Genomic DNA, 23,762 nt, shown 5'->3' with positions numbered 1-23,762 from the left:
CATGAAATTCTGGGACCACCAAGAGGACGCGCGCAGCGAAACCCGCCGCCTTCTGCTGGGTTTTGCGATCGCCGTGGCCGTGCTGGTGGCGGCCGTGCACCTGGCGCTGGTGGTGGCGTGGTGGCTGATGACCGTGCTGCTGCCCGTGCAGCTGCCGTTTCCGGCCGGCTTTCTTGCCGCCAACGTGGGGGTATCGCTGATGCTGGTGCTGGGCGGCTGGTGGGTGGAGACCTCCAACCTGCGCGCGGGCGGCGTCAAGCTGGCCCGGCGCGTGGGTGCGCGCGAGCTGCGGCCATCGCTCTCGCACGCCGAACAGCGCCTGTCCAACATCGTGGACGAGCTGTGCATCGCCGCGCACATGCGGCGCCCCGAGGTGATGGTGATGCCCCGCACCGACGCCATCAACGCCTTTGCCGCCGGCTGGGACGAAAGCGATGCCGTGGTGGCCGTCACCCAGGGCGCGCTCGACTACCTGAACCGCGAGGAAATGCAGGGCATGGTGGCGCACGAGCTGAGCCACATCCACGAAGGCGACACGCGCCTGAAGATGCGGCTGGCGGGCATGGTGTTTGGCCTGGAGCTGGTCTACAACTTTGGCGATACCCTGCGCGAGCGGCGCGGTCTGGCCTGGTGGTTTGGCTCGGCCATCATGCTGGCGGGGTTTGCCGGCTGGCTCACCGGCCGCATGCTGAAGGCCGCCGTCTCGCGCCAGCGCGAACACCTGGCCGACGCCCGCGCCGTGCAGTGGACGCGCAGCCGCGACGGCCTGGGCGGCGTGCTGCGCAAGGTGATGGCCCAGCGCCGGAACACGCCGGCCGGGTACGAAGTGCACCGCCACACGGGGCTCAACCACCCCTCGGTGCAGCACATGCTGCTGGTGGATGTAGAGGGCCTGGGCAGCCTGGAGCGCCGCCTGGACTCGCACCCCCCGCTGGAGGAGCGTGTGCGCCGCCTCTACGGCCGCAGCATGCAGCCGCTGAAGGTCGAACCCGTGGCCGCTGCCCCCGAACCCGCCTGGCGCCCCGAAAGCGCGGGCCTGCCGGCGGGTGCGACCATTGCCTCGCTGGTAGACCCGTTCGCGCGGCATATGTAAGGCGTGGAGCCTGTCTGGCCCCCGCCTTGGCGTGGGGTCAACGCTGGCTTTTGAACGCCGTAGGTGCCCACCGCGGGCTCAGCGCAACACCAGCACCGGCGCCTTGCTCACGCGCAGCAAGGTGATGGTGGTGCTGCCCACCACCAGGTGGCGGATGCGTGAATGGCCGAACGCGCCCATCACCAGCAAGGTGGCGCGTTGCGTATCCACAAACGCGGGCAGGGCCTGGGTGGGCTCGCCCTCCAGCAGTGTCGCGTGCACGGCCCACCCGGCCTGTTGCAAAAGCGTCTGCGCGGCCTCCAGCTGGCCCCGCGCTTGCGGGGTGTCGGACGCGCACATCACCAGATGGGCGGGCAAGCCCCGGAGCAAGGGGCTGCGCGCCAGGGTGTCGAGCATCTTGTCCGCCGTGGGGCTGCCGTCGTAGGCCACCACAAAACTTTCTGGCTGCGCAAAGTGCTCGGCGGTGGCCACCAGCACCGGGCGCTTGACTGCACGGATCACGCGCTCGACATGGTGGTCCAGGTGCAGCTTGCGCTCGCCCTGCACCTGGTAGTGCTCGCCCAGCACAAACAGCCGTGCGTCGGGCTCCAGCTCCAGCACGCTGTCCACCAGCTCCCCGTGGCGCATGAAACCGTGCACCTGCTGCGCCCCGGCGCTCTTGGCGCGCTCCTCGGCGCGGGCCAGCATCTGGCGGCCGGCCTCTTGCGCCAGTTTGCCGCGCTGGGCATCCAGGTCCGACAACTGTTTGAGCAGCGCCTCCTGCGCGCCCAGGCCAATGGCGCCGCTGAAGTCCGTCACGGCCGTGCTGTCCGGGTCGCGCTCCAGCACATGCAGCAGCGCAAGCGGCGCGCCCAGGCGCTGGGCGGACCACGCGGCCCAGTCAATCACCGCGGCGGTGGTCTTCAGGCCATCAATACAGGCATAGATCGTGTTCATGATTGGCTCCTTAGTGCATCAGTTGTTCGACAGCGCCGGGTTTGTCGTGCATGGAGAAGCGGTCCACCAACGTGGCGCTGGCCTCGTTCATGCCCACCACCTCGACCTCGGTGCCCTCGCGGCGCAGCTTGAGCACGGCTTTGTCCAGCGCGCTCACGGCGGTGATGTCCCAGAAATGCGCGCGGCTCACGTCAATGCGCACCCTGGGCACCACCTCCTTGAAGTCAAACGCGGCGATGAACGCCTCGGACGAGGCAAAAAATACCTGTCCCACCACCTGGTACACGCGGGTGTTGCCGCCGTCTTCGCTCAGGCTGTCCACACGCAGCACACGGCCCACCTTGTGCGCAAAGAAGATGCCCGACAGCAGCACGCCGACGAACACGCCCTTGGCCAGATCGTGCGTGGACACGGTGACCACCACGGTGGCGATCATCACGATGGACGAGCTGGGCGGGAGCTCGCGCAGCTTGCGCACCGAGTCCCAGCTGAACGTGCCGATGCTCACCATGATCATCACCGCCGCCAGCGCGGCCATGGGAATCTGGCTGACCCAAGGACCCAGAAACACCACCATCACCAGCAGCAGCGTGCCCGCCGTCAGGGCCGACAGGCGCCCGCGGCCACCCGACTTCACGTTGATGACCGACTGCCCGATCATCGCGCAGCCCGCCATGCCGCCGATGAACCCTGTGGCAATGTTGGCCACGCCCTGGCCCATGCATTCGCGGTTCTTGTTGCTCGGGGTGTCGGTGAGGTCGTCCACGATCGAGGCGGTCATCATCGATTCCAGCACACCCACCACCGCCAGCGTGGCGGCGTAGGGGAAGATGATCTTCAGGGTCTCCAGGTTCAGCGGCACATCGGGCAGCAGAAATACGGGCAGGCTGCTGGGCAGCTCGCCCATGTCGCCCACGGTGCGGATATCCAGCCCCATCGCCATCGAGACGGCCGTGAGCACCACGATGGTGACCAGCGGCGAGGGAATCGACTTGGTGATGTAGGGAAAGCCGTAAATGATGGCCAGCCCCGCCGCCGTCATGGCATACACCATCCAGCTCACGTTGGTGAGCTCCGGCAACTGCGCCATGAAGATCAGGATGGCCAGTGCATTGACAAACCCCGTGATCACCGACCGCGACACAAAGCGCATGAGCACGCCGAGTTTGAACACCCCCGCCAGGACCTGCAGCACCCCGGTGAGCACGGTGGCCGCCAGCAGGTACTGCAGGCCATGCTCCTTGACCAGCGTGACCATCACCAGTGCCATGGCGCCCGTGGCGGCCGATATCATGCCGGGGCGGCCGCCCGCAAAGGCAATGATCACGCAGATGCTGAACGAAGCGTAGAGCCCGACCTTGGGGTCCACCCCCGCAATGATGGAAAACGCGATGGCCTCGGGGATGAGCGCCAGCGCCACAACGATACCGGCCAGCAGATCGCCCCGGATGTTGGAAAACCAGGTGTTTTTGAAAGATGAAAAGTTCATAGGCATGGGCAACGCAGCCAGCGGTGCGCCGGCGCATTGCGTGTTCAGGGTGCGAGAGGAAAGTGCACTGCCAGCGCGGTGGCCTCTGATGGCTGCCGGTGCGTGGTGTGCGTGCGTTGTGCTGGCGGCAGGCGCCGCGCGGCCGTGTCAGGGCGGCGTCACAGAGCAGAAATAGCCCAGCGGCAAATCACGGCGGGGCGTGAAAACCGTGGTGGTTGAGCAGGGTTGAATTGGCTTGTGCACCGGGTGATTGTAGTTCGGTCGCCTTGAGGGGCGCTGTGCTGCAGGCGGGGTGACCCATGAGGAAGCCGCCTTGCCCCAAGGAGTCAGCGAAGCAGCGTCACAACCCTGTCAAAGCCCCGCCAGACACTCGGTGCCTTGTTTCATCCAGGGACTCTTCATGTCTGGGCATACTCCAACTCGTTCCATTTTCTCTCCACCCCTGTCGCGCCGCGTTGCCGCGCTGGGCATGGTGGCGCTGGCGGCTTCGCTGGCTGCCTGCGGTGGCAGCGACGACAGCAACAACCATGCGGGCGCCACAGCCACGCTGGCGGTGCTGGAGACCACCGACCTGCACTTCAACGTGCGCAGCTACGACTACTTCAAGCTGGCCGAGGACAAGAGCTATGGCTTTGAGCGCACGGCCACGCTGGTGCGTGCCGCGCGCAAGGAGTTTGCCAACACGCTGCTGGTGGACAACGGCGACACCATCCAGGGCACGGCGCTGGCCGACTACGAAGCCACCATCAGCCCCATCCCCTGCACGCAGCAGCTGTCGATGTACAAGGCCATGGGTGCGCTGGGCTTTGACGCCGGCACGCTGGGCAACCACGAGTTCAATTACGGCTTGCCCTTTCTGAACCAGGTGCTGGGCGGCGGGCTGGATGTGGACGGCGTCGATGCCACCAAGAAATGCGCTGGCGCGGGCTTTCCGGTGGTGCTGGCCAACGTGGTCAGCAACAAGAGCAGGAAGCCGCTGGTGCAGCCCTACACGCTGCTGGAGCGCACCCTGGTGGCCAAGAGCGCTGACGGTAAAGAGGTGAAGCTGCCCATCAAGATCGGTGTGATCGGCTTCACCACGCCGGGCATCATGAACTGGGACAAGCGCTACCTCGAAGGCAAGGTCACCACCGAAGGCGCGGTGGAGGTAGCCAGCAAGTACGTGCCCGAACTGCGCGCCAAGGGCGCCGACATCGTGGTGGCGCTGCTGCACGGCGGGCTCGATGGCGCGGCGTATGCGCCCACCATGGAGAACCCCGGTCTGCATCTTTCGAAGGTGGCTGGCATCGATGCCATGGTGATGGGTCACCAGCACGGCGTGTTCCCCGACACGGCGCCCACGCCGGGCTTCAATCTGCCGGGCGTGGACCACAAGGCGGGCACCATCAACGGCGTGCCAGCGGTGATGGCCAGCTCCTGGGGCAAGTCGCTGGGCGTGGTGCAGCTGGCGCTGCAGTGGGACGGCGCCAAGTGGACGGTCAACAAGTCGGCCAGCAAGTCCGAGCTGCGCAACATCCAGAGCAAGAATGCCGCAGGCGCCACGGTGACCGTGGATGCCGACCCGGCCATCGCCCCGCTGATCGAGACCCAGCACCAGGCGGCCATCCAGTACGTGAAGACGCCCATCGGCCAGACCGACTTCCGCATGAGCACGCTGTTTGCCGACGTGGGCGACCCGGGTGCAATCCAGATCGTGAACCAGGCGCAGCAGGCCTATGTGGCGGCCTACATCAGGGCCAGCCTGCCGCAGTATGCGCAACTGCCCGTGCTGTCGGTGAGCGCGCCGTTCAAGAGCGGCTTTCAGGGCGGCGCCGACTACACCGACGTGGCTGTGGGCCCGCTGGCCATCAACAATGCGGCCGACCTGTACCTGTACCCCAACACCGTGTATGCGGTGAAGGTGAACGGCGCGGACATCAGGAACTGGCTTGAAGCCGCTGCCAAGCGCTTCAACCAGATCGACCCGGGCAAGACCACCGAGCAGCCACTCGTCAGCACCTTCCCGGGCTACAACTTCGACATGTTCACCACGGCGGACATGCAGTACGAGATCGACGTGATCCAGCCGGTGGGCAGCCGCATCAAGAACCTGACCTACCTGGGCAAGCCCATCGACGTGGCGCAGGAGTTCGTGATCGCCACCAACAACTACCGCGCCACCAGCGGCAAGAGCTTCATCGACAAGCTCGACGGCTCGGGCACCATCTGGGCCTCGCCGGATGCCAATCGTGACGTGGTGATCGACTACATCCGCAAGAACCCCGCCGTGACGCGCGCTGCCAACGGCGCGGCCAAAAGCTGGCGCTTTGCCAAGGCGACAACGGCCGGCCCGGTGGTGTTCCACTCGGGGGCCAATGCGCTGAGCGTGGCGCAGGCGGCAGGCCTGACCAACGTGTCGCTGCTGGCGGCCGATGATGGCTTGGGCAAGGGTATGTCCAAGTACGCGATCGACCTGTCCAAATAGCCATGGGGCTATCGGCGCGGGCTGTGGAACTGTCCGCGTCTGTTCCCGCTCAATTGCTATAAAAAATATAGCTGTCAGCGCTTTCAGGAAAAGGGCTGCAGCCGTTTTTGGCTAGAATTTTTTGTGCAGCACCGGCTGCAGCAGCACCACCAGCGCGCCAGCCCCGCCGTCCATGGGCCGGGCCTGCACAAAGGCCAACACCTCGCTCTTTTGCACCAGCCAGCGCTGCACGCGGCTTTTGAGCACGGGGCTTTTGCCGGGCGAGCCCAGGCCCTTGCCGTGCACCACGCGCACGCAGCGCATGCCCGTGCGGTGGGCGAGGCGGATGAATTCACCCAGGGCTTCGCGTGCCTCGTCCACGCGCAGGCCGTGCAGGTCCAGCTGGCGCTGAATGCTCCAGTGCCCGGCGCGCAGGCGGCGCGTGATCTCCACGCCGATGCCCGGGCGGCGAAAGCTCAGCTGGTCGTCCGTGTCGAGCAGGGTGCTCACATCGAAGTCGTCGCTGATGGATTCGCGCAGCACGCGTTCCTCGTCCAGCCAGTGCTGCAGCGGCAGGGGCTCGGGGGGCTCGGGCAGGGGCCAGTGCCGGTCGTGGTGCTGCCCGCCAAGGGCCTGCACGGGCCCCACGGCGTCACGGAACAGGTTGCGCTCGGCGCGCTCGCGGCGCTCGGCCTCCAGCGCCTGCTGGCGCAGCCGCGCCTCGTGTGCAGCCCGCTCGGCCAGCGCCTGGCGCAGCGGGGCGAGGTCCTGGAGCGATCGGGCTTTCACGGGGCAAGGTACTCCGCCGCGATGAACTGGGTGATCTGCGCGGGGTTGAAGTTGTCGTCGCTCACAAAGACCAGCACCCGGCGCGGGCCGCCCGGGCCTGGCAAAGGCGCGCCCCAGGCCATGCCCTCGATGTTGTCCAGGCGCTGAAGCCCCAGGTGGGCAAAGTCTGCCACCAGCATTTTGGGCACCGGCGTGTGGTTGCCGGGGGCAAGCGCCTCAATGTCCAGCGTGTCGCTGGCCGCCTCCGCGCCCGCGCCTTGTACGGCAATGCGGTACAGGCGGATCGAATTGCCCACGCCCAGGGTGTAGCTGCGCTCGAGCACCAGCAGGTGGTCGGGCCCGTCGGCCAGTATCTCGCTCACACCGTTGGTGGTGTAGCCGCCGGGCAGGGGGCTTTTGTGCGGCACGGCATCGGGCTGGTAGGCCAGCTGGCGCAGCACACGGCCGCTGGCCACGTCGATGGCGGTGATGCGCACGGGCGCGCCACCGCTGGCGGGTGTGGCGCGGGGGCCGTCTTGCAGCCAGGGGCCTTCCATGGCCAGCCAGGCGGTCTGGCCGTCGGGCGTGAGGGCCAGGCCTTCCAGCGTATCGTTGTCGCGGGGGCCCCGCCGCTCGCCCGGCCGGGGCTGGAACGCCGCGGGCAGCGCGTATGCACGCAGCTGCGCACCATCGGTGGCCCGGCTGGTGCGCAATGCGGGGCCAAAGCCGCGCGCGAAGTCGCCTTCGCTCGTCCACAGGAAGTCTGCGCCCCCGGGCAGCCAGCGCACGGCTTCCGGGTCGGGCACCTCGATGCCATCGGGCGCGCGGCGGCGTGGCGCGTAGGGCTGGCCGCGGGCGTTCAGCAAGGCCACGGCGCCGGTGAATTCGGGCATGGCCAGCGCGCTGGCCGTGTAACGGATGCGCGCGGTGTAAAAGCGCGCAGCATCCATGTTGGAGCGGTCGTCCGACAGCAGGATGTAGCGGTCCCCGGCCGCGTCGTAGTCGATGCCCGAGAGGCCACCCACCGTGGTGCCGCCCACGCTCAGCCCCTGCGCCAACGTGGCCTCGCCAATCAGGCGAAGGCAGGGGCAGGCAGCCGGGGCCGCGGATACCTGCGGGGCAACGGGTTGCGCCGCGCTCTGGGCGGGAGGCGGAGGTGCGTGGGATCCGCAGGCCTGCAGCAGCGCGCTGACCGCCAGCAGGGCAATGGCAAGGCGGCCCGGCTTCACAGCAGTCCCTTCTCGGCCATCGACAGCGCCTGGCCTGGCGCCACGATCACGTGGTCGAGCACGCGCACATCCACCAGCGCCAGCGTGGTCTTGAGGGTCTGGGTCAGCGCCTCGTCGGCGCGGCTGGGCGTCACGCTCCCGCTGGGGTGGTTGTGCGCCAAAACCACAGCCGCCGCCTGGTGGTGCAGGGCGCGCAGCACCACCTCGCGCGGGTACACACTGGTCTGCGTGAGCGTGCCGCGAAACAGCTCCTCCAGCGCCAGCAGGCGGTTCTGGCTGTCGAGGAACAGCACCGCAAACACCTCGTGCCCCTTGGCCGCCAGGTGCAGTTGCAGATAGTGCTTGACGGCATCGGGCGAGTCGAACACCTCGCGTTCGCGCAGCTGCTGGGCCAGGGCGCGGCGGGCCAGCTCCAGCACCGCCACCAGTTCGGCGCGCTTGGCGGGGCCCAGGCCCTTGATGCGCTCCAGGTCGGCCGCGCTGGTGTGCAACAGCCCCGCAATGCCGCCAAAGCCGCCGGTGAGGGCGCCGGTGGTGGGGTCGATGCCGGGCGGGTCGAGCAGCTCCTGCGCCATCTGCAGCACCCCCTTGCCCACGATGCCGGTGCGCAGCAGGATGGCCAGCAGCTCGGCATCGGCCAGTGCGGCGGGGCCGCGTGCCAGCAGTTTTTCGCGGGGCTGGGCGTCGGCGGGCAGGTCTTTGATGGCCATGGAAGAGGAGATGGGACGCGCCAGGAGCGGTGGCTGCGGTAGGGGTTTGCCCGGTTTTCTACAATTGGGGCAGTTTAGAGCGTGTTTTGCACTTTTACGTACCCACGTTGGGTCCAAAGGTCAGTGATCGCAAGGCGCGGACTGCCGCCAAGGCCGGGGCCTTGGCAAGGGCTGCAACGCCGCGAGTGCTGGCCTTTGGGCCCAACCCTCTGGGAAAGCCGGGAAAAGGCCCGGCCACGTTGTTGCAAACCGCTTGCGGTATGGATACCGCGGCGCGTTTTGCGCCTAGTGGCCGGGCCTTTTCCCGGCTTTCGTGGGCACGTAAAAGTGCAAAACACGCTCTTTTGGACTCTCATGACCTCTATTTCCACCTCCCTTCCCACTGTTCAGCCGGGCTCCTTCCTCACGCTGCACTACCGCCTGGCCGGCCCGGCGGGGGATGTGATCAACACTTTTACCGACAAACCCGCCACCCTGTCGCTGGGCACGGGCGAGCTGTCGCCCGCCATGGAACAGCGCCTGCTCGGACTGGCCGAAGGCACGCGCACCACCTTCGAGCTGCCTGCGGGCGAGGCCTTTGGCGAGCGCAACCCCGACATGCAGCAGTGGGTCGCCCGCAAGCTGATGAACGAGCTGGGCGACCCCGACGAAAAATACAACGTGGGCGATGTGGTGCAGTTCCCCACGCCCGACGGGCAGGGAAGCTACGCCGGGGCCGTGATGCAGGTGCGTGAAGACGGCGCCGTGCTGTTCGACTTCAACCACCCGCTGGCGGGCCAGCCCGTGACCTTTGAAGTGCAGCTGATCGGGATTCTGTGATGCAGACGCCGCAAGAAATCCTGCTGGCCGAGCCGCGCGGCTTTTGCGCCGGTGTGGACCGCGCCATCGAGATCGTGGAGCGTGCCATCCAGAAGTTTGGCGCCCCCATCTATGTGCGTCACGAAATCGTGCACAACACCTACGTGGTGAACGACCTCAAGTCCAAGGGCGCGATCTTTATCGAAGAGCTGTCGGACGTGCCCCCGGGCGCCACGCTGGTCTTCAGCGCCCATGGCGTGAGCAAGGCTGTGCAGCAAGAGGCGGTGGCGCGCGGCTTCAGCATTTTTGACGCCACCTGCCCGCTGGTGACCAAGGTGCACGTCGAAGTGGCCAAGCTCGCCAAGGAGGGCTACGAATTCATCATGATCGGCCACAAGGGCCACCCCGAGGTCGAGGGCACCATGGGCCAGCTCGACCACGGCATCCACCTGGTGGAAGACGTGGAAGACGTGGCGCGCGTGCAGCCCGCGCAGACCGAAAAGCTGGCCGTGGTCACGCAGACCACCCTCTCCGTCGACGATGCGGCCGAAATCTCTGCCGCCGTGCGCGCGCGGTTCCCCAGCGTGCGCGAGCCCAAGCAGCAGGACATCTGCTACGCCACGCAGAACCGGCAGGACGCCGTCAAGCTGCTGAGCCCGCAGGTGGACGTGGTGATTGTGGTGGGCAGCCCCACCAGCTCCAACAGCAACCGCCTGCGCGAGCTGGCCGCCAAGCTGGGCACCACCGCTTACATGGTGGACAGTGCCGACGAGCTCAAAGGCGAATGGTTTGACGGCCTCGCCCGCGTGGGGCTGACCGCCGGAGCCTCGGCGCCCGAAATTTTGGTGCAACAGGTCATCGACCGCATCAAGGCGCTGGGCGCAGTCTCCGTGCGCACCATGGCGGGCATCGAGGAGACCATCAAGTTCCCGCTGCCCAAGGGGCTCAAGATCGATGCGACCACGGGCTTGAGCATCACCGAACGCACGCCAGAGACCGGGCCTGCGGGACGCTGAGCGGCGACGCGCCACCGGCCTCTTCAGCAGATGGTGTGGTTTGATGCTTCTGAATTGATAGCTGCTGGCGCTTGATGGATAAGCGCTAGAAGCCAGTTTTGCTTATATTTTGGATGTAAGGCAGGTCAACGGTCTACAGCGCCATCGCAGGCCCGCTCCACAAATCCAGCGGAGGGTCCGCCGCCACCGCGCGCAGGATGTCGGTGCGCGAGATAAAGCCCGACAGCACTCCCGCATCGTCCGTCACCGGCAGGCCGGGCAGGCCGGTGTCCAGCAGCACGGCGGCCACGCGGCGCAACTCCGTGTCGGGCGCCACGGTGGGCACCGGGCTCACCATCACTTCAGACACCGGGCGGCGTGCCAGGTCAATCGCCTGCTTCACCGCGCCGGGCTCGGGCAGCAGATCGAGCGGCGCCATGTCGGCCCGCAGTAGCAGCCCGATCACGCGGCCCAGCGCATCCACCACCGGCGCCTGCGCCACCTTGTTCTCGGCCAGGGTCTGCCAGGCATCGTTCACGCGCACGCCGGGTGCCACGCTCACGCCGCCGGTGGTCATCACATCGCTCACCTTGGTCAGCGGCTGCCGGGCGGGCTGGGGGCCCTGGTCCACCTGTGCATAGGCGCTCACGGCGTCGTGTGTGCGCAGGTTGACGATGGCAGAGGGTGTTGACGCGGCGCCAGGATCGGCCGCCGTGGGGCGCGGCGAGGCCGTGAAGATCGGCCCCGGCTGGCCATCCTGCGCATCCATGGCCCGCGTGCGCAGTGCCTGCGGGCGCTGCACGCTGCGCACCGCAGAAATACGTGCCAGGTTTTCGGGGCCACCCCGGTACATCTGGCCTGACGGGCCGAACACAAAGAACATGCTTTTTCTCCTGCGCGCAGGCCGACCAGCGCGTTGGGGTGAGGGACTGCCTTGCCCATGTTATCGGCAGTTGTGCGGCACCCCTGCAGTCAGCGTTGTGTCTGCATGTTGCGGGCAGCGCCTAAACTGCCTCCCTTTGCCCCATCGGAGCCCTGCATGATCGACCGCGCCGCCATTGCCGCCGCCCGCCGCCAACTGGCCACCCAGCCCGACTTTCTGCGCACCACACCGCTGATGCGCCTTTCCGGCAAGTCTTTGGGCGTGGGCTGTGCCGAGGTCTGGCTCAAGCTGGAGCACCTGCAGGTGGGCGGCAGCTTCAAGGCGCGTGGCATGTTGTACCGCCTGCTGGCCAATCCGGTGCCCGAGAGCGGCGTGATCATTGCCTCCGGCGGCAACGCCGGCATTGCCGTGGCAGCGGCTGCCCAGGCCTTGGGCGTGCGCTGCGAGGTGTTTGTGCCCGAGGTGTCGCCAGAAGCCAAGCGCGCCCGCCTGCGCGCACTGGGGGCCGAGGTGGTCGTCACCGGCGCTGCGTATTCCGAAGCCTTTGAAGCCTGCGTGGCCCGCCAGAAGGCCACGGGCGCATTGCAGGCCCATGCCTACGACCAGCCCGAAGTGGTGGCAGGCGCGGGCACGCTGGCGCTGGAGATGGAAGAGCAGGGCGGCCGCCTGCCCGATACGGTGCTGGTCAGCGTTGGGGGTGGCGGCCTCATCGGCGGCGTGGCCGCATGGGTGGAAAGCCGCGCCCATGTGGTCGCACTGGAGCCCGAACGCGCGCCCACCCTGCACGCCGCGCGCGCTGCGGGCCAGCCGGTGGATGTGGATGTGGGCGGCGTGGCCGCTGATTCGCTCGGCGCCCGCCGCATCGGGACTATTTGCTGGGAAGTGAGCCAGCGCCATGTGCACGACGCGCTGCTGCTGCCCGACGATGCCATCCGCGCGGCCCAGCTGTGGCTGTGGAAGGAGCTGAAACTGGCCGTGGAACCCGCCGCCGCGCTGGGCCTGGCAGCTTTGCAGACCGGCGCCTACAAGCCCCAGCCGCAAGAGACGGTGGCCCTGATTCTCTGTGGCGCCAACTTTGACCCGGCCAGCCTTGCCTGAGCCGTTGCCGACCACCCCTTTAAAATCCAGCAATGCTTGACATTCTTCTCCTCCGCAAAGACCTCGACACCGCCATCGCGCGGCTGGAAACCCGCAAAAAGCCCCAGGCCTTTCTGGACGTCTCCGCTTTCCAGACCCTGGAGTCCGAGCGCAAGACGCTGCAGACCCGCACCGAAGAGCTGCAGGCCCAGCGCAACCAGCTGTCCAAACAGGTCGGCATGCTGATGAGCCGGGGCGACAAGGATGGCGCTGAAGCCATCAAGGCCCAGGTGGCCGCAGGCAAGGTGGAGCTGGAGCAATCCGCCGCCCGCCTCGAACAGATCCAGGCCGAACTGCTGGCCATGCTGGTGGCCGTGCCCAACCTGCCGCACGAATCCGTGCCGGTGGGTAGCGACGAAGCTGGCAATGTCGAAGTGCGCCGCTGGGGCACGCCTGCCAAACTTGATTTCGAAGTGAAGGACCATGTCGATGTGGGTACCCCGCTGGGCCTCGATTTCGACATGGGCGTCAAGCTCTCGGGCTCGCGCTTTACCGTGATGAAGGGCCCGATTGCACGCCTGCACCGCGCACTGAGCCAGTTCATGCTGGACGTGCAGACAGAGGAGCACGGCTACACCGAGTGCTACGTGCCCTACGCCGTGAACGCCGACTCGCTCAAGGGCACCGGCCAGCTGCCCAAGTTCGAGGGTGACCTCTTCGCCGCCAAGAAGGGTGGCCAGGACGGCGAGCCCGTGCCCGACAACGCGGCGCTCTACCTCATCCCCACCAGCGAAGTGCCACTGACCAACTTTGTGCGCGACGTGGTGGTGGCCGAGGCCGACCTGCCCATCAGGCTCACCGCCCACACGCCATGCTTCCGTTCTGAGGCTGGCAGCTACGGCCGCGACACGCGCGGCATGATCCGCCAGCACCAGTTCGACAAGGTCGAAATGGTGCAGATCGTGCACCCCGACAAGAGCTACGAAGCGCTGGAAGAAATGACCCGCCATGCCGAGGCCGTGCTGCAAAAGCTGGGCTTGCCCTACCGCGTGATGAGCCTGTGCACGGGCGACATGGGCTTTGGCGCCGCCAAGACCTACGACCTGGAAGTGTGGCTGCCCGCGCAGAACACCTACCGCGAAATCAGCTCGGTGAGCAACTGCGAAGCCTTCCAGGCGCGCCGCCTGCAAGCCCGCTTCAAGAATGCGCAAGGCAAGAACGAGCTGCTGCACACCCTGAACGGTTCCGGCCTGGCTGTGGGCCGCACGCTGGTGGCAGTGCTGGAAAACTACCAGCAGGCGGATGGCAGAGTGGTGGTACCCGAAGTGCTGCGCCCTTACATGGGCGGAGTGGCGGTGCTGGCGCCCTGAATTTCCTGCTAGAATCGCAGGCTTCGACACGAATGCAGGAGAGGTGGCAGAGTGGTCGAATGTACCTGACTCGAAATCAGGCGTAGTGGCAACACTACCGTGGGTTCGAATCCCACCCTCTCCGCCAATCAAAAGAAGGGTTAGCAGGCACTCGCTTGCTAGCCCTTTCTTCTTGTGGCTCCTCTGAAAACGAGGCCCGCAGCAGAGGTAGCACCCCGGTAAACCGTGTAATCTTGCCGTGTGAACCAAGCTACCGTGACCCGATTCCCCGGCGTACAGCGCCGCGCCGATTGCGGCATCTACCAATTCGGCCTTCGTGCCCCCAAAGACCTCCTCGCCCACTTCCCCGGTGGATGGGCTACCCGTGTCTCGCTCAAGACTTCTGACCTCAGAGAGGCCAATGCCAAAGCAAGAGCGCTGCATGCCGAGTGGGATGCCCGTTTTGAGGCCCTGCGCAAAGGCAAGCCGCGCCCGATAGACATGCCTGTTTTGCGGCGGCGTCTGTTTGAGCATTGGGAGCGCGCTATCGCCCGTCTCGATGAGACGTACAGTGTTGGCGCCGATTGAATCTTGACAGTGTGTGCCGATCCAACTTTGATAGGGGGCGTGTAGCCAGTATCTGCTAGGCTGGCTGTGGATAACTATAGCCTCCTACTGGGCTTGCACCTCCAGACTGGTTTCTGTTTTTCTATTCATTTCTCTGGATTTGATCTTTCCCTTTGCCTCCTTGGAGCTGTGGCGGAAGCGGTAGGACTCATTGCCGGTTTCAACGATGTGGCAGTGATGGGTGAGCCGGTCCAGCAGTGCCGTGGTCATCTTGGCATCACCGAAGACAGCGGACCACTCGGCAAACGTCAGGTTGGTGGTGATCAGAACGCTGGTGTGCTCATAGAGTTTGGACAGCAGATGGAACAGCAATGCTCCACCGGCCTGGCTGAATGGCAGGTATCCAAGTTCATCCAGAATGACCAGGTCCATGCGCATCAAGCTCATGGCTATGCGCCCCGGATTTCCCTTGGCCTTCTCTTGCTCCAACGCATTGACCAGATCCACCGTCGAGTAGAACCGGACACGTTTGGAATGGTGCGTCAGCCCATTGATTCCCAGCGCCGTTGCCAAGTGGGTTTTGCCGGTGCCAGGACCACCAATCAGGACAACGTTCTGCGCATCGTCGGTGAAGCTCAGGTCCGCCAACCTCTTGATCAGCACCTTGTCCACGGGTGAGACCTCGAAGTCGAAGCCAGCAAGATCCCGGTGAATCGGGAAGCGTGCTGCTTTCATCTGGTGGGCAATCGAGCGCATATGCCGATCCACGTCTTCCGCTTGAAGCAGGTGCTCTATCAGCCAGCGCGAGCTCTGAATCGAGGAGCCGCCATCCTGCTCCATAAGGTCAGCCCAGGCACTGACCATGCCATTCAGGCGCAGTGCCTTGAGCCCGCTTTGCACATCGCGTTTGGATTCAGACATGGATGACCCCTTGGTTATCGTTGTGGGTAGGGCGCAAACGGTCGTAGCGCGCGGTATCGGCCAGCGGGAGGTTGGTCAGTTGCAATGTGGTTTTGGCATGCTCCGGCCTGGGTGGCGCATTCAGCCTAGCCAGCACATTGCGCACATGCTCAGCACTGACACTTCCATTGGGCGTGGCACCTTCAAGGACAAGATCAACCGCCACCAGTACTGCGTCCAAGCCCGCCTGCGGCACGCTGGCCAGCACCTGTGCCATGGTGCGGTCACCGCCAGGGTGCCTCAGAAGGGATTTGCGCAAGCGCTGCAAGGGCTCAGGCAAGTCCAAGAACGGCGCACCGTTGCGCAGTGCGCCGGGCTTGCGCTGCACGAGTTCAATGTAGTGCTGCCAGTCATAGGTGACTTGGCCACTGCCCGGCGTGCGGGCGTGGCTGGCGATGATGGTTTGCGCGCAGGCAATGTCCACCCGATTGGGGTACAGACGCGTGCTGACCAGGTGCCCAGCCCATTCGCAAGGAACGGAGTAGCGATTGCGCGCCACCGCCACCAGACATGTACTACTCACCCGCGCGGGCTTCTCCACATACCCATCAAACAGCACAGGCATGGACATGAGGTGGGGGCGCTCCAACTCCAACATCTCTGCCACCGTGAACTGCTTGTGGATCGGATGCACGGAGTCGGACCACACCGAGCGACACCGCTCGCCCAGCCATGCATTGAGTTCGGCAAACGATCCGAAGCGCCTGCTGGCGGCCTCGATCCAGATCCGCCTGCGACTGTCCTGCACGTTCTTCTCCACCACCCCTTTCTCCCAGCCCGAGGCGACGTTGCAGAAGTCCGGATCAAACAGGTAGTGGCTGCACATGGCCGAGAAGCGTGCGTTGACGATGCGCCCCTTGCCTTTCTTGACCTTGTCCACCGCCGTCTTCATGTTGTCGTAGATGCCACGCCTGGCAACGCCTCCCAATGCATGGAAGGAGCGGGTATGGGCATCGAACAGCATCTCATGGCCCTGCCCAGGGTAGGCAACAAGCCAGAAGGCACGACTGGCGCAGAGCTTCAGATGGGCCACTTGCAGTTTGTAGAACACTCCACCAACCAGCAGTCCTTCCTCACTCCAGTCGAACTGGAAGGCCTCGCCCAACTCGAAGCTCAGCGGCACAAAGGCCTTGGCGGGATCCTTGGCGCTATCCACCCGCCATGCTCGAATGAAGTCAGTCACGGCGCTATAGCCACCCCGGTATCCCTGAGCCTGGATCTGGGCAAACAGCGCCTTGCCACTGCGCCTTGCGTTCTTGGCCCGGTGCGCATCCGTGCGCAGGGCCTGCTCCAGCACCGCCACAAATGGCGTGAGCTTGCCATCAGCCTTCTTGCGCTCGTACTTCGGGGGTATGTCTCCGGGGGCCTTGAGCCACTTCTTGACCGTGTTTCTGGCCAGTCCCGTTCTTCTGCAAATCTCTCCGTCAGAGAGTTGATCGCGCCACTTCATGCGCCTGACCTTGCCAATCATGTCCATGGTGATCACCTCTTACATCCCTGCTGAAAAATTCAGCAGGGCAGTTGAACACCCCTGTCAATTTTGGATCGGCACCAGACCTTTCAGACTGTCAGTTTTCGGTCGGCGACAACATTCGGGGTTTCTCCTCTGGAGATTGGTGGATTCGGGACTGTCCCACCCTCTCCGCCAGTATCCAAAGGGTTTGCTGCTATGAAAATAGAAGCAAACCCTTTCTGGTTTCCGGGCCTGCCTTCCGGTCCTTTGGCGGGGGGGGCGGCCAGGTCTTCAAACTGCGCGCGCATGTCTTCCTGAGCCGTCGGCACCGCCGAAAGGCTGAAGCTACGGGTCTTCCCATCCAAAGAACAACCTGCCATCCGGAATCATGGGTGATCAGGGTCAGGGTGCGGCACTGATCTCTCTTGCCAGGCGCATGCCCACCAGCGTATAGCGCGTCTGCGGGCTGTTCCAGTTGCGGTAGCCGCAGCGCGCATAAAAAGCCCAGGTGTGCCAGGAGCCGCCGCGGCGCACGCGCACCGTACCGTGAGCGGGGCCGCGGGGGTCGTTGCGCGGGGAGTGGGCGTAATAGTTGTCCCCGTGCCAGTCCGCCACCCATTCCCAGGCATTGCCCAGCATGTCGTGCAAACCGAAGGCATTGGCTCCATAGCTGCCGACTGGCGCGGTGAAGGCGTGGCCGTCGTTGCCGGCCAGCGCATGCTGTTGCCAGCGCGGCCACAGTGGTGCAGCCGCCTGGTCAAAGGTATTGGCGGTGTGCAGCAGGCCTTGTGGATCGTCGCCGTGCGGGTAACGCGTGCGGGTGCCGGCGCGGCAGGCGTACTCCCATTCCGCCTCGGTGGGCAGTCGGTAGTGGTGGCCCTCGGTGCGGCTCAGCCAATCAGCGAGGGCCATGGCGTCATTCCAGGTAACGTTGACCACCGGGTGGTCGTCGCCTTGGGCAAAGCCCGGGTCGCGCCAGGAATAGCGTGTATCGCGGCCTTCGAAAGCATCGCCCCGCACGGTGGTGGCCGGGTCGTAGCGGGGGTTGTAGCCATAGCCGCCCGTTCCGTCTGCCTCGGACTCCGCACGGTAGCCTGAGGCCTGGACAAAACGCCGGAACTGCCCCACGGTGACTTCATGCTGGCCCAGGTAGAACGCCTGGCCGATAGTCACCCGGTGGGCGGGGCCTTCGTCGGCCAGATCGGTGAAACGCGCGGCCTCCAGTGTGGGATAGGCGCGGGCCAGGGATTCTGGCGGCTCGATTCCACCCATGGTGAAACTCCCGGCAGGTACACGGACAAACACCATGCCGAGGGTGTTTGTCCAGGTGGCAGTGCGGGCTGTTGGTGCGGAGCCGCGGGCGACTTCCGCGTGGGCGGCTGCGCATACCAAAGCGATCAGCGCAAACGCTGGTGCACGGAACAAGCACCATGACGCATCCCTGGCCATACAGGCGAACGGCGGGAAGGCGCACCGGCGGGGGGCCACAGGGTTCATCGGCTTGTCCAGATAGCGAGGCTGCCAGTGTATGCCCGGGCGGCCCGGCAGCCTGTGCGGGTGTTCGCTTGCAGGCGATTCGCCCTTTAGCTGGCGAGCAATCGCTGCTTGTTTTCCCGCGTCTTGCGCGCATGTTCGCGCATGATGAACTCGGCCCGCATGCCCTCGCGCCGCTCGATCGCGGTCACCAGGTCACAGTGGTCGTGGTGGGCCCGCTCAATGAACTCGTATTCGAGTTGCGGTGCTACGCCCTGCATGCTGACCGCCGTCGCCGCCGCCATGGGAATCTTGGAGATGCATTCGATGGCATCGATCAGCGGTGCGCTGTCGGCCGCCTGCAGCAGGGCGCTGTGAAACCGCGCGTTGATCAGCATCCATTGCCGCGCATCCAGCACCCTGCCGGCGTCCCGGGCCCGCGCCAGCAGCATCTGGCCCTGTTCCAGGCAATCGCGAAGTACCTGCAGGTTCTGGGTGTCTGCCCCTTGCTCGGCCACCAGCCGGGCGGCCATGCCTTCCAGCGTGCCGCGCACCTCGATGGCGTCGCTCAGGTCCTTGGGGTTGAAGGACTTCACGCGGAATCCGCGCGTGGGCAGGCGCTCGAGCAGACCGTCCTTGGTCAGCTCCTCGAACGCCAGCCGGATGGGCGTGCGCGATACGCCCAGGCTCTCGGCCAGTTGCAGTTCCACCAGCCGCTCACCCGGCGCGTAGTCGCCCGCGATGATCCTGCGCTTGATCTCGTTGACGACAGAAAGGATTTGGGTAGCCATAGAAGTTCCAAAGCGTGGGGAAGGATTTTGCACGCAATTGCCGTGCATTGAACAATCCGTTGCCTGGCGCCGGGCGGGTGGTGTGCAACCTTCCTCAGGGGCGTGAAGCACTCTAGTGGCGATACGGGTAAACCCTTGAATTGTCGATATTGCATGCAATTTGTGGAATTTTTATAGACCATCGGATTATTTTGTGCTGCAATGCATGCATTGTTCAGGCCACAGTTCGTGGTCACCTACCAGGAAAACCAGGCATGCTGAAGTTCGTCACCATCGCGCTCCCGCGTTTCCCCGTCCGCCGTAAAGCATGCAAATTGCTGGCTTTTGGTTTGTTCTCTTCGGCGCTGCTCGTGCCCGGCGTGGCACCTGCCAACTCCGCCTGGCCCACAGCGCCGGTGACCTTCGTGGCGCCGTTCTCTGCCGGTGGCGGGGGCGACACGCTCACGCGTCTGTATGCCCAGCAGCTGACCGGGCCGCTCAATACGTCCGTGGTGGTCGAGAACAAACCCGGCGCTGGCGGCAACATTGGCACGGCCTTTGTGGCCAAGGCGCCGGCAGACGGCCAGACGGTGGTTTTCGGGACCATGGGAACCATGGGCACCAACCACTTCCTGTACAAGCGTACTGGTTATTCCATCAACGATTTCGAGCCCGTAGCGCTGTTTGGAACCACGGCCTTGGCCCTGGTGGTGGGCAAGGATTCGCCGTTCAAGACGGTGGGTGAACTGCTTGCCTACGGCAAGAAGAACCCTGGCAAGCTCTCCTGCGCATCCGGTGGCAACGGCACGGCATCACACCTGGCCTGCGCGATGCTGCAGCAGGAGGCCGGCATTGAAGTGGCGCATGTGCCCTACAAGGCATCATCCACTGCCATCATCGACGTGATGAGTCGGCGCGTGGATTTCTTCATCGACGTCACTCCGGTGCTCACACCCCAGATCAATGGCGGCACGCTGCGCGCCCTGGCCGTCACGATGAAGAAGCGCGTACCCACGCTGCCCAGCGTGCCGACGCTGGCAGAGAGCGGTTTGCCCGATTACGAGATGTTCAGCTGGGACGGCATGTTCGCGCCCAAGGGTACGCCGGACGACCGCCTGGACCGCCTGCACGCAGCCGTGCAGACCGCGCTGAAGAGCCCCGAATTCAACAAGACCATGACCGAGCGCGGTGTGCTGCTGCAGCCCCTGTCGCGCCAGGAATTCGCTGCACTGGTGCAGCGCGAGTTCGGCCGCATGGGCGCGGTCGTGAAGCGCCTGGGCATCACCATCGACTGAGAGGGCGAGCACGGCGGCGGACGGGCCAGCCCGCTGCCACTGCGTCGCATTTTTTAATTCAGGCAAGTGGCTGGCGCTGGCTGTGCGGAAACACGCACGTCCGGTTGCCCGCCCGGCACCACCCCGGTTGCCGCAGAAAACACACCGACCACCATGTCCGATTTCAAGAAATTTGATGCCGCAGGGCAAACCATCCACATCCGCAAGGACCTGCGTGTGCCCATGCGCGACGGCATCGAACTGGCGGCCGACGCCTACCACGGCGCGCTGGACAAGCCGCGCCCCGCGCTGGTGGCGCTCAGCCCCTACGGCAAGGAGCTTCAGGCGCTGGCGCTGACCACGCCGCCGCAGAAGCGCCCCAGCCCCATGTGGGACGGTTGCATCGAGGCTGGCGACATCGCCCGCATCGTCAAGGAAGACTACGTGCATGTCATCGGCGACGTGCGCGGCTCCGGCCACTCGGGCGGCGAGCACATCGGCAACTACAACGCCGGCGGCGTGTCGCTGGGCCAGGATGCCTACGACTTCATCGAATGGGTGGCGGCCCAGCCCTGGTGCGACGGCAATGTCGGCATGGTCGGCATCTCCTACTTCGGCTCCATGCAGGTGCTGGCCGCGGCCGAGCGTCCGCCCAGCCTCAAGGCGATCTTTATCAGCGGTGGGCACTTCGACTTCTACGAGACCACCTACCACGGCGGCATCATGTGGTTCATGCCGCGCGCGGCGCGCGAGGGCCGGGGGGGCGACTCGGGCTGGGCGTTCACCGACGGCGTGAAGTCCCGCATGATCGAGAAGTACCCGCCGCAAGAACTCAAGCAGCTGGTGGCCCAGCGCCTGCAGGACCCGGACATCGCCGCCTGGCCCAACCTGGTCCATGTGCTCAACTACCCCAAGAACCACGAAGCCTGGTTCGACATCGTGATGAACGAGCTGGATGGCCCCTGGTACGAAGAGCGCAACCCGATCACGCTGGCGCCCCACATCGACATCCCCGTTTACCTGCAGCTGGACCAGGGCCGCGGCTGGACGCTGGACGGCACCATCGAGCTGTTCCATGCGATCAAGGGCCCCAAGAAGCTGGACATCGGCCCCTACCCGCCGATGCAGTCACGCCCCTTCATCGAAGAGCACGACAAGATGTTCCGCTGGTATGACCACTGGCTCAAGGGCATCGACAACGGCATCATGGACGAGCCGGCGGTGAGCGTGTTCGTGGAGGGCTCGCGCCAGCTGCTGCGCGCCGAACAATGGCCGCCCAAGAAGATCAACTACCAGGCGCTGTACCTGCGCCCGCGCGGCAAGCTGTCGCTCGAGTTCGCGTCCATGGGCGCCGAATACGCAGCGCCCGACGGTTTCTACCAGGCGCCGCTGACGGTGACCGACAAGGTCGAGATCCTGAGCTGGACCACCGACAAGTTCGAGGACAGCGTCGAGATGATTGGCACCGGCGCCGCGCACATCTTTGCCGAGATCGACCAGAGTGACACCAACTTCATCCTGCGCCTGTGGGATGCGGCCCCCACGGGCAAGCGCCAGCTGATCACCACCGGCTACCTCAAGGCCTCGCACCGCGAACTGGACGCGGCGCGCACCACCGCGGGCAGCCCCGTTCACCCGCACACGCGCAGCGTGCCGGTGGAGCCGGGCAAGATCGAAGAGTACGTGCTGCGCCTGTACCCCTTTGCCAACACCTTCAAGCCAGGCCACCGCCTGGTGGTGGAGCTGTCAAACAACGAGCCGCTCGCCGACGAGCACAACGCCCTGCTGCCGCCGGATGCCTACCACCTGCCGGTGGGCCGGCCCGTCACCCACAAGATCTACCGCGACGCGGCGCACCACTCGCGCCTGGTGCTGCCGTTCACCGTCGGCTAGGCGGCTGGCAGACTCTTGCAACAGCCCTGCAAAGTCGCGGGCACGTGCAAAGAAAAGCGCGCCCTGCGGGGCGCGCTTTTCCATTTTCTGGAGTGCCGGTTGTGTTGCACGCGTGACCTGCTGCGGCCCCCGCTGCTCAACGCGGCGGAGCCGCTTGGTGTGGCGCGGGAGTGCTGTGCCCCAGGCCATGCGGCATCCCATCGGCGACGAGGCGATTAATAGCTATTTTTGGCCAATATCGCTTATTCAGAAAGCGTTTATAGCTATCAAAAATGTAGCAAATTTGTGTCAATCTGCCGCAGCGGCCAGTGCCGCCAGCGCCGCTGCCACATCCGCTTCGGCCACGCCGGCTGCAAGTGCCAGTTGCCCCGCCAGCGCACGCAGGCCTTCGCGTTGCAGCCGCGCAATGGCCTGGCCTGCTTCCTTGGGGGCTTCAAACCCGGTGCTTTGCAGCAGCAGGCGGCCGTCGGCGTCCACCAGCTTGAAGTAGAACTTGCCGTCGGCCTCGCGGTATTGCTTGAAGGACGGCAACGCGGCTTTGGCCGCTTTGGCCGGCTTGGCAGCCGCCGCGCCCTGCACCAGGCTGCGCAGGCCCACGGCGGCGCGCAGTTCGCGGAGGAAGGGCGTGGCCAGCGCGCGGGCGCGCTCGGCGCCCGCCAGCAGGGTCTGCTCGATGCGGGCGGGGTTGTGGATGAGCTCTTCGTACTGCGCGCGCATGGGCGCAATCACCTGGTCTACGCGCTCGAACAGGGTGTTCTTGGCATCGCCCCAGGCGATGCCGTCGGCATAGGCCTGGCGCAGGGCGGCTGTCTCTTCGGGGGTGGCAAAAGCCTGGTAGATCTGGAACAGGGCCGAGCCTTCCACCTCCTTCGCCTCACCGGGCGCGCGCGAGTCGGTCAGGATGCCGCCGATCAGTTTTTTCAGCTGCTCGCGCGAGCTGAACAGTGGGATGGTGTTGTCGTAGCTTTTGCTCATCTTGCGGCCATCGAGCCCCGGCAGGGTGGCCACGTGCTCGTCAATGGCGGCCTCGGGCAGCACAAAGTGCTCGCCATAAAGGTGGTTGAAGCTGGCGGCCATGTCGCGTGCCATCTCGATGTGCTGGATCTGGTCGCGGCCCACCGGCACCTTGTGCGCCTTGAACATCAAAATGTCCGCGCCCATGAGCACCGGGTACATGAACAGGCCTGCGGTCACGCCGTCGTCCTGCTCGCGCCCGGCGGCGATGTTCTTGTCCACACTGGCCTTGTAGGCGTGCGCGCGGTTGAGCACGCCCTTGCCGGTCACGCAGGTCAAGAGCCAGGTCAGCTCGGGGATTTCGGGGATGTCGGACTGGCGGTAGAACGTGACGTGCTCGGGGTTCAGCCCTGCGGCCAGCCAGCTGGCCGCAATTTCCAGCGTGGAGCGCTGTATGCGCACCGGGTCTTCGCACTTGATGAGCGCGTGGTAGTCGGCCAGAAAGTAAAAACTCTGCACGCCCGGAGTGAGGCTGGCCGCCACCGAAGGGCGGATGGAGCCCACAAAGTTGCCCAGATGGGGCGTGCCCGTGGTGGTGATGCCGGTGAGGTAGCGCGTAATGCTCATGGGAACGGTGTCAGCAAACAA

General features: G+C 65.4%; 20 protein-coding genes and 1 tRNA gene. 10 read left to right on the top strand and 11 right to left on the bottom strand.

All coding sequences use genetic code 11. The features are described 5' to 3' along the window. Position 1 precedes the first annotated feature (1 nt). Positions 2-1,093: a M48 family metalloprotease gene (locus tag AAFF19_RS18260; protein ID WP_342720731.1), complete on the top strand. Its 1,092-nt coding sequence runs from the start codon at positions 2-4 to the stop codon at positions 1,091-1,093. Between the two features lie 78 nt (positions 1,094-1,171). On the opposite strand, the gene AAFF19_RS18255 is transcribed toward AAFF19_RS18260, so the two are convergent. Further along, the gene (locus AAFF19_RS18255) at positions 1,172-2,029 is read right to left on the bottom strand and encodes a universal stress protein (RefSeq protein ID WP_182118714.1); all 858 of its coding nucleotides are present in this window, start codon (positions 2,027-2,029) and stop codon (positions 1,172-1,174) included. A 10-nt stretch (positions 2,030-2,039) separates the two neighbouring features. After that, positions 2,040-3,518 (bottom strand): SulP family inorganic anion transporter, encoded by a 1,479-nt coding sequence (locus AAFF19_RS18250; protein ID WP_182118713.1) that lies wholly within the window; start codon positions 3,516-3,518, stop codon positions 2,040-2,042. Between the two features lie 469 nt (positions 3,519-3,987). Between AAFF19_RS18250 and AAFF19_RS18245 the strand changes: the two genes are divergently transcribed. Next, positions 3,988-5,982, top strand: a complete 1,995-nt coding sequence (locus AAFF19_RS18245) for a bifunctional 2',3'-cyclic-nucleotide 2'-phosphodiesterase/3'-nucleotidase (RefSeq protein WP_246330760.1) — start codon at positions 3,988-3,990, stop codon at positions 5,980-5,982. 111 nt (positions 5,983-6,093) lie between these two features. Here the strand turns inward: AAFF19_RS18245 and AAFF19_RS18240 are convergent, their stop codons facing one another. Genes AAFF19_RS18240 through radC form a run of 3 tightly spaced genes read right to left on the bottom strand, consistent with a single transcriptional unit; the run spans position 6,094 to position 8,668 of the window. Further along, a complete protein-coding gene (locus tag AAFF19_RS18240) occupies positions 6,094-6,750 on the bottom strand; it encodes a Smr/MutS family protein (RefSeq protein WP_182118711.1) in 657 nt (218 codons plus the stop codon). Then, positions 6,747-7,958, bottom strand: coding sequence for an esterase-like activity of phytase family protein (locus AAFF19_RS18235; RefSeq protein ID WP_182118710.1), 1,212 nt, complete (start codon positions 7,956-7,958; stop codon positions 6,747-6,749). Before AAFF19_RS18235 ends, AAFF19_RS18240 begins: the two co-directional genes overlap by 4 nt. Continuing rightward, a complete protein-coding gene (radC, locus tag AAFF19_RS18230) occupies positions 7,955-8,668 on the bottom strand; it encodes a DNA repair protein RadC (protein WP_008903488.1) in 714 nt (237 codons plus the stop codon). The genes AAFF19_RS18235 and radC overlap by 4 nt, the downstream gene beginning before the upstream one ends. A 354-nt stretch (positions 8,669-9,022) precedes the next feature. On the opposite strand from radC, the gene AAFF19_RS18225 reads away from it, so the two are divergent. Next, positions 9,023-9,487, top strand: coding sequence for an FKBP-type peptidyl-prolyl cis-trans isomerase (locus AAFF19_RS18225; protein ID WP_121943559.1), 465 nt, complete (start codon positions 9,023-9,025; stop codon positions 9,485-9,487). Next, positions 9,487-10,482 carry a 4-hydroxy-3-methylbut-2-enyl diphosphate reductase gene (gene ispH, locus AAFF19_RS18220; RefSeq protein WP_342720730.1) on the top strand — a complete coding sequence of 332 codons (996 nt, stop codon included), beginning with the start codon at positions 9,487-9,489 and terminating at the stop codon, positions 10,480-10,482. The genes AAFF19_RS18225 and ispH overlap by 1 nt, the downstream gene beginning before the upstream one ends. 133 nt (positions 10,483-10,615) lie before the next feature. On the opposite strand, the gene AAFF19_RS18215 is transcribed toward ispH, so the two are convergent. Then, positions 10,616-11,344, bottom strand: a complete 729-nt coding sequence (locus tag AAFF19_RS18215) for a CBS domain-containing protein (RefSeq protein ID WP_008903491.1) — start codon at positions 11,342-11,344, stop codon at positions 10,616-10,618. 156 nt (positions 11,345-11,500) lie between these two features. Between AAFF19_RS18215 and AAFF19_RS18210 the strand changes: the two genes are divergently transcribed. The 4 genes from AAFF19_RS18210 to AAFF19_RS18195 all read left to right on the top strand — a co-directional run bounded on the left by AAFF19_RS18210 (position 11,501) and on the right by AAFF19_RS18195 (position 14,358). Beyond that, positions 11,501-12,442, top strand: a complete 942-nt coding sequence (locus AAFF19_RS18210) for a threonine/serine dehydratase (RefSeq protein WP_342720729.1) — start codon at positions 11,501-11,503, stop codon at positions 12,440-12,442. Between the two features lie 32 nt (positions 12,443-12,474). After that, positions 12,475-13,791: a serine--tRNA ligase gene (serS, locus tag AAFF19_RS18205; protein ID WP_342720728.1), complete on the top strand. Its 1,317-nt coding sequence runs from the start codon at positions 12,475-12,477 to the stop codon at positions 13,789-13,791. 37 nt (positions 13,792-13,828) lie between these two features. Then, a tRNA-Ser gene (locus AAFF19_RS18200) sits at positions 13,829-13,918 on the top strand. 113 nt (positions 13,919-14,031) lie between these two features. Then, complete coding sequence (locus tag AAFF19_RS18195) at positions 14,032-14,358, top strand: DUF6538 domain-containing protein (protein ID WP_182118707.1); 327 nt, start codon at positions 14,032-14,034, stop codon at positions 14,356-14,358. An 84-nt stretch (positions 14,359-14,442) separates the two neighbouring features. On the opposite strand, the gene istB is transcribed toward AAFF19_RS18195, so the two are convergent. From istB to AAFF19_RS18175, 4 genes are all read right to left on the bottom strand, one after another. Beyond that, positions 14,443-15,258, bottom strand: coding sequence for an IS21-like element helper ATPase IstB (istB, locus tag AAFF19_RS18190; RefSeq protein ID WP_008906665.1), 816 nt, complete (start codon positions 15,256-15,258; stop codon positions 14,443-14,445). After that, complete coding sequence (gene istA / locus AAFF19_RS18185; protein WP_034695485.1) at positions 15,251-16,774, bottom strand: IS21 family transposase; 1,524 nt, start codon at positions 16,772-16,774, stop codon at positions 15,251-15,253. The genes istB and istA overlap by 8 nt, the downstream gene beginning before the upstream one ends. Positions 16,775-17,152: 378 nt before the next feature. Beyond that, positions 17,153-18,058, bottom strand: coding sequence for a formylglycine-generating enzyme family protein (locus AAFF19_RS18180; RefSeq protein ID WP_246330752.1), 906 nt, complete (start codon positions 18,056-18,058; stop codon positions 17,153-17,155). Positions 18,059-18,333: 275 nt separating this feature from the next. Further along, positions 18,334-19,014, bottom strand: coding sequence for a GntR family transcriptional regulator (locus AAFF19_RS18175; protein WP_182118706.1), 681 nt, complete (start codon positions 19,012-19,014; stop codon positions 18,334-18,336). Between the two features lie 254 nt (positions 19,015-19,268). Between AAFF19_RS18175 and AAFF19_RS18170 the strand changes: the two genes are divergently transcribed. Together AAFF19_RS18170 and AAFF19_RS18165 are read left to right on the top strand one after the other, a co-directional pair. After that, positions 19,269-20,288 carry a tripartite tricarboxylate transporter substrate binding protein gene (locus AAFF19_RS18170; protein ID WP_342720726.1) on the top strand — a complete coding sequence of 340 codons (1,020 nt, stop codon included), beginning with the start codon at positions 19,269-19,271 and terminating at the stop codon, positions 20,286-20,288. A gap of 153 nt (positions 20,289-20,441) precedes the next feature. Continuing rightward, positions 20,442-22,160: a CocE/NonD family hydrolase gene (locus AAFF19_RS18165; RefSeq protein WP_342720725.1), complete on the top strand. Its 1,719-nt coding sequence runs from the start codon at positions 20,442-20,444 to the stop codon at positions 22,158-22,160. 288 nt (positions 22,161-22,448) lie between these two features. Here AAFF19_RS18165 and AAFF19_RS18160 read toward each other — a convergent pair whose 3' ends face one another. Beyond that, positions 22,449-23,741, bottom strand: coding sequence for a tryptophan--tRNA ligase (locus AAFF19_RS18160; protein ID WP_342720724.1), 1,293 nt, complete (start codon positions 23,739-23,741; stop codon positions 22,449-22,451). Positions 23,742-23,762 lie beyond the last annotated feature (21 nt).

This window comes from Acidovorax sp. FHTAMBA (assembly GCF_038958875.1).
In the GTDB taxonomy this organism is placed as follows: domain Bacteria; phylum Pseudomonadota; class Gammaproteobacteria; order Burkholderiales; family Burkholderiaceae_C; genus Acidovorax.
Note: the sequence above shows the minus strand (reverse complement) of the source record. Positions and strands in the feature narration are given on the sequence as shown.